General features: G+C 44.3%; 12 protein-coding genes. 5 read left to right on the top strand and 7 right to left on the bottom strand.

Annotation, left to right across the window (positions count from 1 at the left end; genetic code table 11):
• Nucleotides 1-14: 14 nt before the first annotated feature.
• From HB364_RS31755 to HB364_RS31740, 4 genes are read right to left on the bottom strand one after another with little or no spacing between them, the layout of a single operon-like run.
• Nucleotides 15-1334, bottom strand: coding sequence for an enolase C-terminal domain-like protein (locus HB364_RS31755; RefSeq protein ID WP_167292481.1), 1320 nt, complete (start codon nt 1332-1334; stop codon nt 15-17).
• A 9-nt stretch (nt 1335-1343) separates the two neighbouring features.
• Complete coding sequence (locus tag HB364_RS31750; protein ID WP_167292480.1) at nt 1344-2219, bottom strand: 2-hydroxy-3-oxopropionate reductase; 876 nt, start codon at nt 2217-2219, stop codon at nt 1344-1346.
• 42 nt (nt 2220-2261) lie between these two features.
• Nucleotides 2262-3725, bottom strand: a complete 1464-nt coding sequence (locus HB364_RS31745) for a GntP family permease (protein ID WP_167292479.1) — start codon at nt 3723-3725, stop codon at nt 2262-2264.
• Complete coding sequence (locus HB364_RS31740) at nt 3722-4507, bottom strand: HpcH/HpaI aldolase family protein (RefSeq protein ID WP_167292478.1); 786 nt, start codon at nt 4505-4507, stop codon at nt 3722-3724. The genes HB364_RS31745 and HB364_RS31740 overlap by 4 nt, the downstream gene beginning before the upstream one ends.
• A gap of 482 nt (nt 4508-4989) precedes the next feature.
• Between HB364_RS31740 and HB364_RS31735 the strand changes: the two genes are divergently transcribed.
• From HB364_RS31735 to HB364_RS31720, 4 genes are all read left to right on the top strand, one after another.
• Nucleotides 4990-6210 carry an OmpA family protein gene (locus tag HB364_RS31735; protein WP_167292477.1) on the top strand — a complete coding sequence of 407 codons (1221 nt, stop codon included), beginning with the start codon at nt 4990-4992 and terminating at the stop codon, nt 6208-6210.
• 390 nt (nt 6211-6600) lie between these two features.
• Nucleotides 6601-7557: an alpha/beta hydrolase gene (locus HB364_RS31730; protein ID WP_167292476.1), complete on the top strand. Its 957-nt coding sequence runs from the start codon at nt 6601-6603 to the stop codon at nt 7555-7557.
• 237 nt (nt 7558-7794) lie between these two features.
• A complete protein-coding gene (locus HB364_RS31725) occupies nt 7795-8043 on the top strand; it encodes a DUF6364 family protein (RefSeq protein ID WP_167292475.1) in 249 nt (82 codons plus the stop codon).
• Nucleotides 8040-8468 carry a type II toxin-antitoxin system VapC family toxin gene (locus HB364_RS31720; protein ID WP_167292474.1) on the top strand — a complete coding sequence of 143 codons (429 nt, stop codon included), beginning with the start codon at nt 8040-8042 and terminating at the stop codon, nt 8466-8468. The genes HB364_RS31725 and HB364_RS31720 overlap by 4 nt, the downstream gene beginning before the upstream one ends.
• Nucleotides 8469-8555: 87 nt before the next feature.
• On the opposite strand, the gene HB364_RS31715 is transcribed toward HB364_RS31720, so the two are convergent.
• Nucleotides 8556-11024 carry an ABC transporter permease gene (locus HB364_RS31715; protein WP_167292473.1) on the bottom strand — a complete coding sequence of 823 codons (2469 nt, stop codon included), beginning with the start codon at nt 11022-11024 and terminating at the stop codon, nt 8556-8558.
• Nucleotides 11025-11257: 233 nt separating this feature from the next.
• On the opposite strand from HB364_RS31715, the gene HB364_RS31710 reads away from it, so the two are divergent.
• Nucleotides 11258-12643, top strand: a complete 1386-nt coding sequence (locus HB364_RS31710; protein WP_167292472.1) for a phospholipase D-like domain-containing protein — start codon at nt 11258-11260, stop codon at nt 12641-12643.
• A gap of 329 nt (nt 12644-12972) precedes the next feature.
• On the opposite strand, the gene HB364_RS31705 is transcribed toward HB364_RS31710, so the two are convergent.
• Both HB364_RS31705 and HB364_RS31700 read right to left on the bottom strand, forming a co-directional pair.
• Complete coding sequence (locus HB364_RS31705) at nt 12973-14376, bottom strand: hypothetical protein (RefSeq protein ID WP_167292471.1); 1404 nt, start codon at nt 14374-14376, stop codon at nt 12973-12975.
• A 275-nt stretch (nt 14377-14651) separates the two neighbouring features.
• Entirely contained in the window at nt 14652-17246 is a 2595-nt protein-coding gene (locus HB364_RS31700; protein WP_167292470.1) for a hypothetical protein, read from the bottom strand.
• Nucleotides 17247-17552 lie beyond the last annotated feature (306 nt).

Raw genomic sequence — 17552 nt, 5'->3', positions numbered from 1 at the left:
AGCCTTTTGCCACATCACCAGCGTACCGCTTTAAACTCCCAACCCGGAACCACTTTTTGCATTTCTACCTGGTCATCGCGCTTTGTCAGGCCGCAATCCAGGTAGTTCTGGTGCAACCTGGCCAACGATGCCCTGTCCAGCTCTACGCCCAATCCAGGCTCACGGGGTACTGCAACTGCTCCTTCCTCAAACTTGAACCGTCCTCCTGCTATCACTTCATCAGATTGCCAGGGATAATGGGTGTCCAAAGCATAAGGGAGCCGGGGTAAAGCCGCGCCTAAATGCACCATAGCGGCAAGGGATATACCCAAATGACTATTGGAGTGCATGGAAAGCCCCCTTCCAAAAATGTCACAAACCCTGGAAAGTTCCAGGGACGCACGCAATCCTCCCCAAAAATGATGATCGCTCAAAATGATATCTTCTGCACCAAGGGAAATACTGGTAGGTATGTCTTCGAAAGAGGTCGTGCACATATTGGTAGCCAAAGGCGTATTCAGCGACTTCCTCACTTTTGCCATATTCTCCTGTCCTCTTACCGGGTCTTCCAGGTATTCGAGCAACCCTTCCATTTCCCGGCCATATTCAATGGCCGTTTCCACTTTCCATAAAGCATTGGGATCAATACGTAAAGGAACACCGGGCCCGAAAGCTTCGCGCAGTGCGATGATAGCGTCTACCTCTGCCCGTGGCTCGAAGACGCCGCCTTTCAGTTTAATGGATTGAAACCCGAATTCCTTACACATGGCCCTTGCCTGTTCCACAATCCCGGCAGGGTCCAGCGCTTTTGCCTGGCGGGCAGCAGACCATCCGGTGGCAGTTGGGTCCAGGCCAAATCCCCATTCCCCGCCGGCTCCCTCGTACTTATAAAAAAGGTAGGCGGAAAAAGGTACCCGGTCCCGCATCTTTCCTCCCAGGATATCTACCACCGGTAGTCCTGTCACTTTACCGATAATATCCATGCAGGCCACTTCTATGGCGCTGAAAATATGCACCAGCTTTCGCTGGTCCCAGGGAGCGTCGCCGCGCTCGGCGGCAGTTTCTTTGCCAAAAGCATTTTCCAGCGTATACCGGATAGCATTCAGTTGAAACGGGTCCTTTCCTATCAGCAACTCCCTGGCCGATTCGAGGGCTGCATCAATGGCGATATTCCCCGGGATCTCACTGATGCCGGAAATATTATCAGTTGTAATTAATTCTACGATCGTACGGAGTGCATAAGGGGCGTGCAAGCCGGCGGCATTTAATAAGGGTGGGTCAACAATAGCGATGGGGGTGATGATCATTTCTTTGATCAACGGACCTGTCTTATCCCGGAGTATAGCGTTTTTCATTGGGGTAAATTATTGTTGATTAGAAAGCTGCTCTATCAATAAAGCGATCGCACTATGGTCAAGCTCTCCTTTTCCCTGTGCCAGCAAGGCATCCATATGCGCGGCTACCTGTGCGGTGCCATACAGCGGGACCGAGAATTCCCTGCCGGCCTGCAATGCAATATTCATATCTTTTCTATGCAGCTTTATTTTAAATCCTGGTGAAAAATTCCGCTCGATGATCCTTTTCCCATGCAAGTCAAGGATCTTGCTTTGAGCAAAACCTCCCAATAAAACTTCCCGCATCTTTGCCAGGTCTACACCGGCCTTTTGAGCCAGCGTAAAGGCTTCTGCCACGGCCTGTATCGTCATGCCCACGATCATCTGGTTACAGGCTTTTGTCATTTGCCCGGCGCCGGGTTCGCCGATATGAACAATATTCTTACCCATCGCCTGAAACAAAGGCAGCGCCCGCTGAAAGGCTTGCTCAGTTCCACCTGCCATAATAGAAAGCGTTGCTGCTTCAGCGCCTGACTGTCCGCCCGATACGGGTGCGTCGAGGGCTTCTGCTCCTTTCTGTTGCATCCATTCGTATATGTTTTTCGAGGTTGCAGGAGCGATGGTCGACATATCAATAAAAAGCGCTCCCTGCCGGATCCCTTCCAATAAGCCATCTTGCCCTGAAACGATCGTTACTACTTCCGGCGAATCAGGCAGCATCGTGATGACCACATCACTGTTTTGGGCTATTGCTGCGGGAGTAGCAAATGATTGAGCGCCGGCGGCAACAAGTTCTTGCGAAGCTTTATTCTTTTCGAGTACGGATATAGTATAGCCTGCTTTCAATAAGTGCAATGCCATAGGCCTGCCCATAATCCCTAACCCGATAAATCCTATCTTTTCCATAGTTGAACAATAATTATATCATTTTAAAAATGGTGATGCTTTTCATAGCAAAGGCAAAAGCCTGGCCGCAATAAGAATAGTGATAAGTCCGGCAATACCCATGACGGTCTGCATGGGCGCAATCGTTTTCAACGCTTCCCTTTCGGTGAGGTTGCTGAGCTTACAAACGAGCCAGAAACCGGCGTCATTCATCCAGGGTACCAGCTTCGACCCGCAACCGATGGCCAGGCCCAGATACAGGGGATGATAGGCCAGGTGTCCATGAGTAGCCATGCCCGATAGTATACCTGCCGATGTAATGACTGCTACGGTAGCCGATCCCTGTGCAGTACGGACTACAGTGGCAATAAGAAATGCCAGCGGGATCAAGGCCATTTGGTAGTGTTTTGTCAGGTCCGCAATCCTTGTACTGATCCCGCTTTGCTGGAGCATGCCGCCAAAAGTACCTCCCGCCGCTGTGATCAGGATAATAGCTCCTCCGCTCATCAATGCTGTCTGCACAAAAGCAGTCATTCCTTCCTTGCTTGTTTTCTTTTGCCTGGCCAGCAGGAGCAAAGCCGCCAGGCCACCGGCCGCCAGCGCGATATACTTATCGCCGAAAAACTCCAGTAACTGGATCAATTGGCCATGCAGGAACGACGGATTATCGGGTGCATGGAAAGAGGGAAAAGAAGTCAGGGCTGTCTTGGTGCAGATGAATACCAGCGGGAGCACCACAGGCAGCAGCGAGAGCCATAAGGGAGGAAGCTGAGTATCCTCTTTTAAAGAGGCGGATTTGATGTCTTCCAGGCGTGCATCCAATGAATCCCTTAATGGTATCGGCATCTTCCTGTTGGCATAACGCGCAAAAAGATAGCCAGCAGAAATGGTGACGAGCCCCAGTAAAAAACCGCCCACCATCATCATGCCTATGGGTATATGCATTTCACTCACCAGGAACAAGGGGCCTGGAGCGGGAGGGACCAATGAGTTGGCCATGGAGGCTCCGGCCATAATGGCCAGCACAAACAGCAGGTAGTTCTTGCCTATCCGCATCGTCATTGCTTTGGCCAGGGGGATCATCAGGAAGAGCACCGTATCAAAAAAAACCGGGATGCCGATAAAAAAGCTGCCGGCCAGGAAGGCTATCGGCGCTTTGTCGATACCCGTGAGCTTTAACAAGGAACGTACGATCTTTTCTGCAGCGCCGCTTTCCAGCATACACTTCCCGATAATGGCAGCCATGGCAATAAGAATACCCAGCTTGCCGCAGGTATTACCAAACTCATGCGCTATTCTTTCCCCGATGCTTCTGCCGGCCAACTGACGGGCTGCGGCGGCTGTTGCCCCTTTGGCCAGCGCATCGCGTTCAATCACTGCGGCCGGGGTCATGATCGCTACCACCAGGGCGCCCAGCAGGAGTGCCAGAAAAGGGTGCAGTTTCAGGCCTATGATACCACCTACCACCACGATAATACCGATAGCCATTATAAAGAGAGGGTCAGTAACAAGCGAGGATAGGCTCATGGCTTGCTGGTTTTAGCGCCGCCCCTGGCGTCCTTTAATTTATTGGCCATGTTCCTGGCGCCCTCTGCCACAAAAGTTCCATCCGCACCGCTCGCGATCAGGTGCATCCCCATGTCATGATACTTTGTAAAATCATCCGGGTGGGGCAACAATATGCCTGTCGCCTTGCCGGCCTTTTGGGCGGCATGCAGGGTGGCTGTAAGCGCCTCTTTAAAAAGCGGATGATCAAACTGGCCGAAGACCCCCAATGCCATGGAAAGGTCCGAAGGGCCGATGAACAATACATCAATACCGTCTAACGACGCTATTTCATCAAGATGGTTCAATACTTCGGTGGTTTCGATTTGTACAATGCCCAGGATATTTTCTCTTTCCTGTTTATAATACTCGGAAAAGTGTTGGCCAAAACCGGTAGCGCGGACCATCTTAGCGATCCCCCTGCTTCCCTGCGGAGGGTAATGCAGGTCACTGGCGATTGCTTTGGCCTCTGCTGCATTGGTAACGCGGGGGCACATAATCCCTTCGGCTCCCATATCCAGTACCCGGTGTATCCTTTGCCGCTGGGCGCTTTCGGTCCTTACGATGGCTGCCGCAGGGGTATGTTCGAGGGCCTGCAACTGGTGCAGTACATCCTTTTCCGCTCCTGCTCCATGTTCAAGGTCGATCAGTACCCAATCGAACCCGGACAGTCCGACGATCTCTGCCGTTACGGAGCTGCCAAGATTCAACCAGCACCCATTGAGGGTTTCTCCTTGTTGGAGGCGTGTTTTTATATGTTTCATGTGGAAGTATGCTTTCCCGCTGCCAGGTAGTTCAAAGTAGATTTTTTCTCATATCTCGGAGCGGTTGACATTTGCATATTACTATCCTGAATTGTCAAAATCAAAGCCTGCTAATGTTGCCCTATAGTTGTCACCTAAGGCTTGTTGTTGTTTCAGCCGGGACAACTGGACGAATCTCTAACCTGTTCGTTAAATGAGCCGAAGTCAGCCAGCAATGACCACCACTGGCCAGAGACAAGAAAAAAGTCCGGCATTAAGAGAATAATTTTAACTTTATGAACAAATTGCCTGTTGATCATTCATGTCGCCGTACGCCGGCATATTATGAATAACTTCTTATCCATAACCCGCACCCAGGCAGCGAATAAGCACTTACCTTCCGTTATACCCAATTCTTTTGATTTTATCCTATTGACATGCCCTAAGTAGTCATCAACCCTCCGCTGTGTAAAAATTTATTCTGGCCTGAAAAATGCTTCTGTATGAAAAATATACTGTTGCTCATCGGCTTTGTTGTTGTTGTTGCTGTAACACAAGCCCAGTTTCCTAAAAAAATACTGGATAAAGCAAAAGAAAAAGTTGACAAGAAGATAGATAATGCCACAAAAGGAAAAGAGGACAAAAATAACAAGGAAGCCAAAGACACAATTGATACGCCGGTTACTAATACAAATCAACCGGCTTCATTCAAAACGTATAGTAAATACGATTTTATACCGGGAGAAAAAGTGATCGGTTTTGAAGATTTTTCCACCGGCATCATAGGTGATTTTCCAACAGGGTGGAATACCGATGCATCGGCTGAAATTGTAACTATAGAAGGCAAACCAGGGCGCTGGTTATGGCTTACAAAGCGCGGCATTTTTACACCTGAATTCCCGGGACCTTTTCCTGAAGATTTTACATTTGAATTTGATCTGCTTCATGGCATACCAATCAATGGGGCAAATTTTACCGTTGCCATTGCTGAACTGTCCAATATTGATCAGCCTCAATATTGGGCCAATGCCTCCAACCAGTTTACAGTTGAATTGAGCACGGCTAATACAGGAACCGAAGCAGGAATAACGAGGTTCCTTGGAAGAAAGAAGGCTTCATCCGATGTTCAAAACGTGTCTGATGCCCCCAATCTGAATGATAAAAACAATCCGGTGCATATCTCTATCTGGAGACAAAAGGAAAGAGTAAGGGTTTATGTAAACGAGCAAAAAATATGGGACATACCTAAAGCATCCGCTAAAGATGCCCAATTCAATTCAATTGTCTTTTCTGTTGTCTATGCTGAAGAAGTGGTAAAACATTTCATTGGCAATCTCCGCCTGGCAGTTGGAGCACCTGATACCCGAAATAAAATGCTCACTCAAAAAAAATGGGTCACCCATGGAATTTTATTTGACGTGAATAGTGATAAAATAAAGCCGGAATCTTATGGAACCCTAAAAGAAATGGCTAATGTACTGACAGAATATTCTGATCTGAAAGTAAAAATTATTGGACATACTGATGCTGATGGCAATGACGACAGCAACCTCGATTTATCCAAACGCAGAGCGGCTGCCGTGAAAGCCACATTGGCAAAAGAATTCAACGTTGATGAAAGCCGGATGGAAACCGATGGAAAGGGCGAAAGCGAACCGATAGACAAAAATGATACCCCTGCGGGTAAAGCGAATAACAGGAGAGTGGAGTTTATAAAACAATAAATCATTGCAGCCTGCAACTCCTTTTTAAATCCTGCAAAAAAATTGTTTTCCCTCAATTCCTCAACTTTTCAATAGGATCCAAAAGTAGCGTTTTGTAGCAATATTTCGAACCTAAAAGGCCCTTCAGATCCAATGACTTGAAGGGCCTCGTAAATTTCAGCCGGGATGACTGGATTCGAACCTGCGACTCTTCCGCCCCTAAAGTCGGGATGTGCTACCGGGCAAAATCGTAAAAAGTAAGTATGATGTAAAAGGATGGAGGTACAAAAACAAAAAACGACTCCTTGCGAAATCAAAGTCTCCCGGCCTGTGGCAATAAAATATGCTGGTATTTTAAACATTTAGATTATTCGCAAGTCTGAGTTTCTGATAATATTAAATTCCACCCTTATGAAAAAGGTTTTTTACACGCTTCTTTCATTAATTCCCGTTTTCCTTATTTCCTGCGACAAGACAGAAAACGATGGTGCTTCAACATCATTAACCGATTTGCAAAACATTCAATATGGCGTAGCTCCTGACAGCGGCGGCGTTCAAACACAATTGCTTTTGGATATTTATTTCCCTCCCGTGGCTACTACGGCTCATAAATACCCGCTGGTATTATTCACACATGGTGGCGGCTTTATTCAGGGCGATAAAGCCGATACGAAAACGATTTGCAGCGCTCTGGCCGATTCGGGGTTTGTGGTGGCAAGTATTAACTACCGGTTAGGATGGAGAACCGGAACCAGTAGCTGCAGTGGCGATACGCTGAATAAAAGGCTGGCTGCTTATAGAGCCATCCAGGACGCTAATGCGGCGCTACGTTTCCTGGTTTCAAAAGCCGGTGAATATGCCATTGACGAAAACTATGTGTTTATTGGCGGTGGCAGCGCCGGTGCCGGCACATCGTTAATGACCACGTATATTACCAATCCGGTGGCACAGCAAATAGCCGCACAAGAATATGTAGCGCTTGGCCCGGTAAATACCAGCGGCAACCTGCTTACTACCGCATTTGTTATTAAAGGTATTGTCAATATGTGGGGCGCCTTGCCTGATTCAACCCTGATTACTTCTTCTGCTGCCGTTCCTATGATCTCCTTTCATGGCACCAGCGACAATGTGGTTCCTTATGATTTTGGATACTCAAACAATTGTCCTAACTACCAGATGGAATATGGTTCGGCCTGCCTTAGCCGCAGACTTTATGCAGCCAACAAACCGTTCTGGTTAAGATTAAAAACCGGTGGCGGCCATGGCCCCGATTTATATGCTCCCGGTTTTACGGTGCCAAAAATTGCTGATTTTTTCAGGAAAATTATCAAAGGTGAAAATATAGAGAGTAAGGTGTGGGTGGATTAGAAATGCCTGCCATATTTCGAACCCAAAAAGAGCCTTCAAATCCAACGACTTGAAGGCTCTTTTAAATTTCAGTCGGGAAGACAGGATTCGAGATTTCTTTATAAGTTGATGATAGTCATTTGTTTATTTGAAAGGTCAAGGCCGTACTCACTGATTTACTCACGGTAAATTATCAACCCCCAAAATTGCAGAAAACATTTATTACACGTATATTTGATTTAATAAAACACGTGTAGTATGACAACTAAATTAACCTTAACAATAGAGCAAGACGTCATTCGGACTGCAAAATCTTATGCCCAAAAAAAGGGTAGAAGTCTTTCAGATCTGGTCGAGAACTATTTAAAGACATTGGCAAGCAAAGACTCCTCATCCGAAGAACTATCTCCCCGCGTCAAGAGATTAGTAGGAGCAGTCAAACTTCCAAAGGATTTTAACTATAAGCAAGCATTGCAGGAGGGTATTCAGAAAAAGCACGGCAAATGAGAAATCTATTCATTGACACAAACATTATAATAGATGTTCTGGCAAACAGGCAACCTTTTTCGGAGGCTTCTTCACGGCTTTTTGACTATGCGGAAAAGGGAAAGCTTAATCTATTCATTTCTGCATTATCCTACTCGAATATTTATTACATCATAAAGAAAACTTGTTCCCATAAAGAGATGATTTCCTTGCTTCGTGATCTTGAAGAGCTAACAGAAACATTAGATGTGACAAAGCAAATAATTTCGAAGTCTTTGAACAGCGATTTCAAAGATTTCGAAGATTCTATTCAATACTATACAGCTACATCCAATAAGAAGATTACCGGTATTGTGACAAGGAATGTGAAAGATTATAAGAACAGTGAATTAACTGTGTGGACACCAGATGAGGTGTTAAGTGCCATTGATAGCCCCGGTAGCTAAAAAACTTCCCACGATCTGAGGGTTCTAAAACATAAAAGCGACTTCTTACGAAATCGCTTTGCTCAGTCCCCTTAGCTTTTGCGCATACTATTCGCTTCGTAAAGCTGCGACCGGGTTGGCTAAAGCCGCTTTGATCGATTGATAGCTTACTGTACTGAACGCAATGAAAATAGCAATAGCACCGGCCAGTACGAATATCCACCAGTTTATAGTAATTCGAAAAGCAAAACCATTCAGCCACTGATTCATCCCATACCAGGCAATCGGCGAGGCAATTACCATAGCTATCAATAGCAGTTTAATGGTGTCCTTACTGAGTATGAAAACAATTTGTCCAATTCCTGCTCCCAGCACTTTCCGGATACCTATTTCTTTGGTGCGCCGCCGGGCAGTAAGCGCGGCCAGTCCAAACAGACCCAGGCAGGAAATACAAATGGAAACCACCATGGCGATGTTCATCAGCCTGGCAGTTTGCTTTTCCTTTTCATAAAATTTAGCAATCGTTTCATCAAAAAAAGTATAATTAAACGGATCGTCGGGATAAACTTCTTTCCAGCACTTTTCAATTGTTGAAATAGCAGCTTTAAAATGGCTCAACTGTTTTCCGCTGGTTTGTAACTTTATATTTATGAGTCTTGTAAACTCTCTGGAGGTAGTAAAAATAACCGGCTTTACAGACTCATGTAAAGATTGTGAATGAAAGTCAGCCATTACGCCAACAATGGGGCGTTTTACAAAACCAACAGGAGGACCAGGAGTACTTGGAGGAACTATTGTTTCCACCATTTTGCCCACTGCATCTTCCGGCTTTGTAAAACCTAATGCTTTTATACCACTTTCATTTACCAGGAATTCTTTTATTGAATCGCATGGCTGAATATTACGGCCAGCGATTATTTTTATATCATACAATGGCAAAAAATGCTCATCGCCCCATTCCAGTATACCAGCCGCGCCCTTTTCTTCTTTGCCTCCTTTATATATCAGGGGATTAAAAAAATGCAGCTTTGCAAGAGGGGTTCCTTCGCTTAGGCTTACCGACTCAACGGCTGGTAATTGTCTGATCTTTTCTGCCAGCACCTCTTTTTTATCAGCCGCATAATCGAGATTCGTTTGTATGCTAATGATAGCGTCTTTGGTAAAGCCAAGGTCTTTGTTCAGCATATATTTCATCTGGTTGCCGGTTACCAGGGTTCCTATAATAAACACCATGGAAATCGTAAACTGAAATACAATCAACCCTTTAATAAAATAACCACGCCGGTTCCATTGCTGCATTCCGGAACCTTTCAGGTTGATGGCAGGCTTTGAAGAAGACAAAACCTTCGCAGGGTATATACCGGCCAGCAGGGCAGTGAACAGGCCAACCGCTAATAAAAACAGCCAGGTTGATAAACGAAAAAAAGAAAAGGTAACGCCTTCCGGTATAAAAGACTTAAAAGCAGCTAAAAGGGGATATATGCCTGCAACTGCCAAGGCAATCGCTAACCCGGTCAATATAAAAGTTTCTCCCAGAAACCTTACAACAAGTCCGGTGACTGTACTTCCACAGATCTTACGGATACCGGTTTCCTTTGCCCTGTCAATAGATTGTGCAGTGGATAGCGTAATGAAATTAATAACAGCAAGGACAAGAATAAACAAAGCTATGGCCATTAAGCCATACAGGGTTGGCAAATGCACTTTCTTGCTATATGCATCGCTGTACCTTGCATCAAAATGAATCGTTGACAAAGGCTGTAACAGCCAGGTTCTTTTGTTGTCTTTTGTTTCTTTATAATGCCTGTTTACAAGGTTTGCCAGCTTGGCATTGATTTGAGCTGGTGGAACGTTGTTGGCCAGCTTAACAAATACCTGCTCGTTCGTATGAACATCATTCCAGGATTCAAAAGCAACGTCTTTTTTGAGTGTAGTAAAGGAAATAAAATCCCTGAAAAAGAAATCAGTGTTTTTGCCGGGATCTTTTACAATGCCGGCTATTCTAACATTTATTGAATCGTTATAAATAATTGTTTTATTCAGGATTTCACCTGGCGTATGTTCCCCAAAATACTGCCGGGCTTTACTTTCGGTAAGCACCACTGTATAAGGTTCTTTTAAAGCAGCCGGATTGCCGGCGAGCCAGTCATAGTGAAAAATGTCGAAGTATTGTGGTTCGGTAACTACAATATCCGAATTTTGCTCTTCTCCATGTTGGGGCTTTGCGAACTTTTTTACAGGCAGCCCATTATCGGGTATGGTTACCGTTGCAACGTAATCATGAAATACAGCTACCGTTTCAAGGCCGGCGATCTCACTCCGTATGGCAAATGGAGCAGGGGTAGGGATGCTGCTGCCATGATCTTCTCCAAACTTTGACGAATACATGTCACTAACGATCCTGAAGATTCTTTCTTTTCCGGGATGATAGTTGTCGAAACTTAATTCAAACCTGGTGATGAGGAAAATAACCAGGCAGGCGCTAATACCCAGGGAAAGCCCAAAAACATTGATAGCAGCAAACATCTTATACCTGGTAATATTGCGCCAGGCGGTAGTAATGTAGTTTTTAAACATGCCGGAGGATTAGCTTTCAAAATAGGGCTTATATTTTTTGTAAGATAAATTTGACCGCCAGGATCTGGATTTTATGGATTATTTAACTGAATCAAAGAGGATGGGTTTGATCATATTTCGAATTACAAGAGCCTTCAAATCCAACAACTTGAAGACTCTTTAGTCAACCCTTTATGGTGCAGCCGGTTTGGCAACTGCCTGCAAAAAAACGCCGGTATTTCAATAGGTGAATGATGCAATTTGTGGATATTGCGCTGATGACGAACACCGTTATTTCCTTTGTGCAATCAGCTTCCTATCCTATTCGTCCTGGGAATTTGGTACGGCCGTTAATTGACGGGGAACCGGCGTTCCGGCGCATCTGTGAGGCAATCGAGGCTGCCCGGCAGAGCGTCTGGGTGACGGTGACTTTCATGTGGGCAGATTTTGAGTGGCCGGGGGGCCGGGGGGACACATTCGATGTTCTTGATCGTGCTGCTGCCCGCGGCATCGATGTGCGGGTCATTTTTTGGCGGCCGGACGCGAATACCGAGCGGTTCAGGCGCAACGCGTTCTGGGGGTCTGCGGTCCATATTGATTTACTCAACAGGCGCCGGTCTGGCGTGAAAATCCGCTGGGACCGCGCTCATCCGGGCTTCTGCCAACATCAGAAAAGCTGGCTGATTGATGCCGGCGCCGATAATGAAACAGCCTTCATTGGGGGGATCAATCTCAATCCCCATTCCATGGTTATGCCTGGTCATAGCGGTGAAGGGCATAATCACGACGTTTACGTCGAGCTGGCAGGTCCCTCGGTGGTCGACGTTCACCACAACTTCGTGCAGCGCTGGAACGAAGCGAGTGAGCGATTGACAGAGCATGGCCGTTGGGGAATTGGGAGCGAAGCCAACCTGCAGTTTCCAGCCCAGGTTCCCGCTGAGCGAGGTAATGCAGTCGTACAGATACAACGAACCATGCATCGGGGATGCTATCTCGACGGGCAAGCAACGCCTGGAGGAATATTATACGATATAGCTTCAGGTGAGCAATCAAACTTCGATCAGTATTGTGCGGCCATCAATGCTGCGCGCCGCTCAATCTATATAGAAAACCAGTATGTTGATGTGCCTGAAATCGTAGATTGTCTGCATCGGGCGCTCAAGCGCGGCGTAGATGTGGTTTTGCTGATGCCTTCTGAGCCGGACCTCAGTTTGCAGATCCCGCCGGAGCGGCAAGCGCTTCTCAAAGCCCGGGCAGAGCTTGGGACTTTCGAGAGCTTCATGTTGGCGGGTATTGCAGGCATCGGTAGTGATGGACGTCGCAAATCAATCTATGTACACGCCAAACTCATGTTGATTGATGATGAATGGGCTACCGTCGGCTCGTGCAACCTGCACCGGTTTTCACTCTTTGGAAATGCCGAGATGAATGTCGCCTTCTCAGAACCCAACACCGTTCGCGCCTTCCGTTGCGAACTTTTGCGCGAACACCTCGATCAGGATACGTTCGACATTGATGATCGCGCCGCTCTCCATCTATTCCGAAAGATCGCCAGAGAGAACCGTAGAAAGTTCGAAGCCGGTAATCATATTTGGCAAGGGCTCGCATTCGAGCTCGATCTTGCCAAATATATAGGGTGACGTGTTTGCCGGTTTGTAACAATACTAATTGAACTTCACAGGATTCGAATCCTTAAAACAAGAAACCCGCTACCAGAGCGGGTTTCAAAAGTTGGTCGGGAAGACTGGACCAATTTCGAACCAATAATTTGGATGATTTAATGGAGATTCAGCGGCTTAAGTATGTGATAAATGCTAATAACAGGTCGTAATGCTAAACCTTAAGGAACTACAGGGGACAGTTTTCGGACAGATCCGCTATTGATTTAGATAAGATTAAAATGTTCCTGGACACAAATACAATCTATAAACTGGAGAGCTATAATACCTAATGCAATAGAAACTCATGATCACTGGTCATCAGGAAGTTCGGGTATTCCGTGCATACGCCTTTTGCTTTTCCAGTATTCGGTATTAGTCATAAAAGCTGGAACCGTATTGTCGAAACCATATCCGAATGGAAAGTCGGCAAGGATATGTCGTAAATTGGCTTTGATGTAATTACCGTAATACTTTAGGATGGTTTTGCTGACTTCGATGATGGTAAAGATTTTCGGAGACAGAAGCATGGAGTACCGCTCTTGCGAACTGGATTGCTTGGTATGAATGATCTTGTCGCGGATATCTTCCAGTAAGATAAAGTCCTGCCACCACTTTTCGGCAGATGGGTCTGGCGTCGTTAAGATTGCCCGGATGATGACTTTGAATTTGTCTCGGAGTTTAAAAAAACGTTCAATTCCCTCCTTGTCATAGATTGTAGTAACTCCCTTCTCTTTCTTAGTGTGCTCGTAGTTTTCCTCAATACAGATGTTAGCGAGTGTTTCAATTGCGGTGTATGAATAAGTAACGGCGGATATAATATTTTCGAAGTAATCATAAAATAGGCTGGTGCTTTCTTCATCCAACATCATGTTATAGAAAGGGTTCTTGTTACGTCTCTTTATTGCATCTTCCAGAAAAGGCCTGGCTTTTGCGAGGTTTCTGTCCATGAGGTTAAGGTACAGGGCAACATCGTTTGGTCTTGCCATGATTACCTGAAATTTATCAAGCGTTAAAACCCATTGCTGGTCAAAAACGAAGTGTTCGTTGAATTTATCCTCATTTATTAAAATGTCCGGCTTTGCAACACGGCCATCCTTTTTGGCCTTTTGGTACCCTGTACTGATATTGAGGGTGATATCGGAAAGGAGGTCCTGAATCATCCATCCGCTAGTTCCTGTGTCGTATAAGAAAAACCGTATTTGATCTTTATCTGACGGGGTCCCCTGAATTTCTGTATGTACTTTTTCGTCTTTGTTTTCATAGCTGTGAATATATGCGATCATCCGGTCGTAGGCTTCTTTTTCTAATGTTTCACTCCAATTGCTTTTAAATGAGAAATGCAAGGGTAGCTTGTCAGAGCATTCATATATAAACTCGTATTTATTATCCCTTAAATTGATCCAATCGGCCTTTCTGTCCGCGTCCATTCTGGCTACGAAGTCGGTGATCGGTTGTAGCCCCTTTAATATTAGGTCGTATAGGGTTTCTGCATCTCCATTGATAATGAAATCTGTGTAATACTGTGATGTTAGGCCGATGGATAGTTGTGCGCTCGTCTTGAGTCGGACAAAGTAAGGTAGGTGCTTATCCTCCACAAAAAAGTAGCGGAGGGCGGTTCCTTCCAGTACCTTTTCAAGAAGTCCTTTGAAGAAAGCAAGAGGAAAGAAGCCTTTTGTCCAGAATTCGACGTGAAAGTTTTTGTACTGCTCCATCTTCATAATTTAGGTGTATTCAAAGATAGAAAAGAACGGACGATATGGGGCGATAGCCATATGATAAGTCCCTTCCTATTGGAAAATACCCTTATGCAACGGACTCAAAACTCTATCCCCACCTTAACCATTATGTTTTACATCTACTCGAAAATCGGTCAATTACCCTTGCTTACAGCCAATGTCCTTATAAAAATTGCCAAAGCTCTCAATGTAGATAATTACATGCTTAATCCTAAAAGTATTTAATTAAGCTCTTGGTCTACTTTAAGTGACTACTTGCCGGCGGTCAAGGTGGGCAAAGTTATGATCTCGATGGCTTTTTCATCAATAACCGAAAAATCACAAATTTCCTCAATGTCTATTAAGACACCATTCATCAGCTTAATGATAGCCTCCTGTTTGGATAAATTTGACTCTAAATTCTTAGATTTATTCAATAACTCTTCCGCTTTATGTTCATCAATAGCAGACACTGACACATGAAGTCGTTTATCAATCCACTCGTCTTTTTGCCTTTGCTCCAATGATATTGCCTTTTCCAAATCCAATATGATTAGTTTATCAGGGAACTCTGGGGCCCTGAGTCGAACGATAGGAATGGAATCTTCAAAAAGTCCGAGAAACAAAAATGGCCATTGATTAGGAGTGCTGGTAGATGTGCGTGCATACTTTCCCGATTTAAGCAACTCAATTTCGTACAAATAGAATGATTTGCTGGTGGAAATTATCACAGAAGGATTGTAGCGTTTCCCTCTAAGTTTGGTTAATGCATGTGAGAGTCCGTCAACAGTACTGGTTACATCTTGACTAAAAATTCCTCTTGCCTCCAATAGGCGTTTTCCGAGCAATTGTTCTTTGTTGCGTAAAACCATTTTGCCATAATCTAAATTTGCATGATGGATTTGGTGGTCCTGGAGAAAATATGGTTTGAAATTTTGAGCGTTTGCAAATACGCCTACCCTTACCAATTCTTTAGTAGGATTGACCTTTATAGATGTATAGTGACTAAAGAGCTTTTGCAGGTTGTCCTCTTTTCGCCACTGAGCTCCCATACTTTGCCTGAAGGATTCGACTTTTTCTTCTAATAGCGGCTTGCTTGCTTGTGCTCTTTCAGTAGCTCGCTCTCTTGTTTTAGAAAAGTCGGTTATTTGTTCCAGTGTATCTGCGATTGTTTTATTAAAGGTTGCAACATCTGTAATTTTGAGTTGTGTGCCCCAACATTCATACGTCTCACCAATGCGGGTTATTATTTCCTTTGTTCGATCAAGAAGATGCCTAAAGATGGGATTATGTAAAATCTTATCAGTGGGTTGCTGCACCTGTTGATGTTTGATGAGAAGAAGGTAAGCAAATAATGCTGCAAACATATCGCTTTGGGTTGGAACTGTATAGGCAACACCATCTTTTCGCTCTTCTAAGTTCAAAAGCCAGTATCTATAATCAAAGTCCAATAATTCAGTTCCAAAGTATGTCAATAATGTTTCATACAACTCGTCGTTGCCAAAGAATTCAGTGGTTTCCAATAATTGCGTTGAAGTTGTATCTTCAATTATATCCTTTGTATTGAGGTAGTATTTTCTGAAAATGATGTACGCGAGTAAACCAATTGGAATTAAGTTCAGTTTACTGTAAAAACGCTGTTTCATTGAGATGAGCGAATCTCTCGAAATTGTGCTCTCTTGCTGCAATTCTTTTTCGTCAATTTCTGATTCAAATTGTGGGTATTGTTGAAAGAGGTTAAAAGTGTGTAACTGTTTGAGTTGATTTAGCCCGTAATCAAGGTTAATGGAATCTTTGTGATCCATGATTTCTTTTAGCAGCGCATTGAACTCTATAAACAGAAAATCTATGGAGGAAAATGCGGATTCAAGTTCGGCGCTATTGTTCGGGTTATTTACAGCAGATTTCGTAACGATCATTTCCTTTAACCTTATTGCGAAAGCTTGGGCGACATTGAATCGAATTTCTTCTTGCCTAAATTCTCGATAAATATAGGCTGTTTGATTTGAAAAGTACATTCGCCCGGGGTTCTGTTTACTGTCTGCAAGGAAGCTCATTATTCTTCTCCAGAAAACGAAAAGCTGAAGTAGCACCCTTCCATCTGGCATCTTGCTGCTTTCCTTAAACCATCGACGTAGCTCAAGTGTAATGTCTGAAACGATATTGGATGTGGAATTGAGTTCGATTACGGTGTTTAGGCATGACAAAAACTCTTGGCTTAAAATTGAATCTTCTCTTTCAATGGCTATTCTAATTTCCTGATAGATTTCCTTTCCTTTGTTGCTTAGTTTTTGCACCTGTTTTTTGCTCATTTTTTCCTGCATTTCCGCTTGTGCTAAAAACAGTACATCCTCTATATATTCTCGGGTTATGACGGAAAAATTAAGGTACATGAATACTTTATAAAATACAATACCGATCAATAAGCAAAAAAGGATGAGTAAATATGATTCGATTACTATTAGTCTTGTAAGCAAAAATGGAGAGTTATTAATGTGCCCTTGAGGTATGAAAAGATTTAGAATAGTAAGGATGCTGATGTTTATTAGACCAAAATAGAAAGCAGGAGCAAAATATGAATTTCTAAAGGCTAATTCTGTAATGTCAATTTTTCTATTGGCTATTTGTAAGATGGATAAAATAATGGCAGAAATGGCAAAGAATATCCCGCCAACGCCTGTAAACGTACCCAACGTATCGCTAAGTAAATCGTGAAGATTGTCGGTTTCTATGGTAAGAATATCAAACGAGTCTGGCGCCCAAAAGCCTATTAGAATGAAAATGAGTATGGCCAGGAAGCAGACAATAATTGAGTTTTTACCTTTTATCCAGTTGTTTAAGGCAGTTTTATAAGTATATCCTTCCATAGCTCCAATTTGATACATCTAATAGTAGCGACATTGCTAACAAAATTACAATGTTGGCGGGAGAATATTTTGCGCGTTGGGTTAGTGAGTACTTTGATTTCGTGAGGGTACCATGCACCGCCAAATGGCGACAGTAACAAACGCTTCATTCTTCTGGCATCATAGCCAATACCTTCAAGGCGCCTGCCTTTTGGCGTTTGGGAAGCGATCAGTATAGCTGTTCTGGTTGGTTTTCTCATGGCAGTGGACGATTTATTTAATGCGAAAAGTTAGAAGAATAACCGATATTTATCATTCATACTTCCT

The sequence above is a fragment of the Paraflavitalea devenefica genome, from assembly GCF_011759375.1.
Lineage (GTDB): Bacteria > Bacteroidota > Bacteroidia > Chitinophagales > Chitinophagaceae > Paraflavitalea > Paraflavitalea devenefica.
The sequence above is the reverse complement of the archived record's forward strand: the minus strand, read 5'-3'. Positions and strand labels throughout refer to the sequence as shown.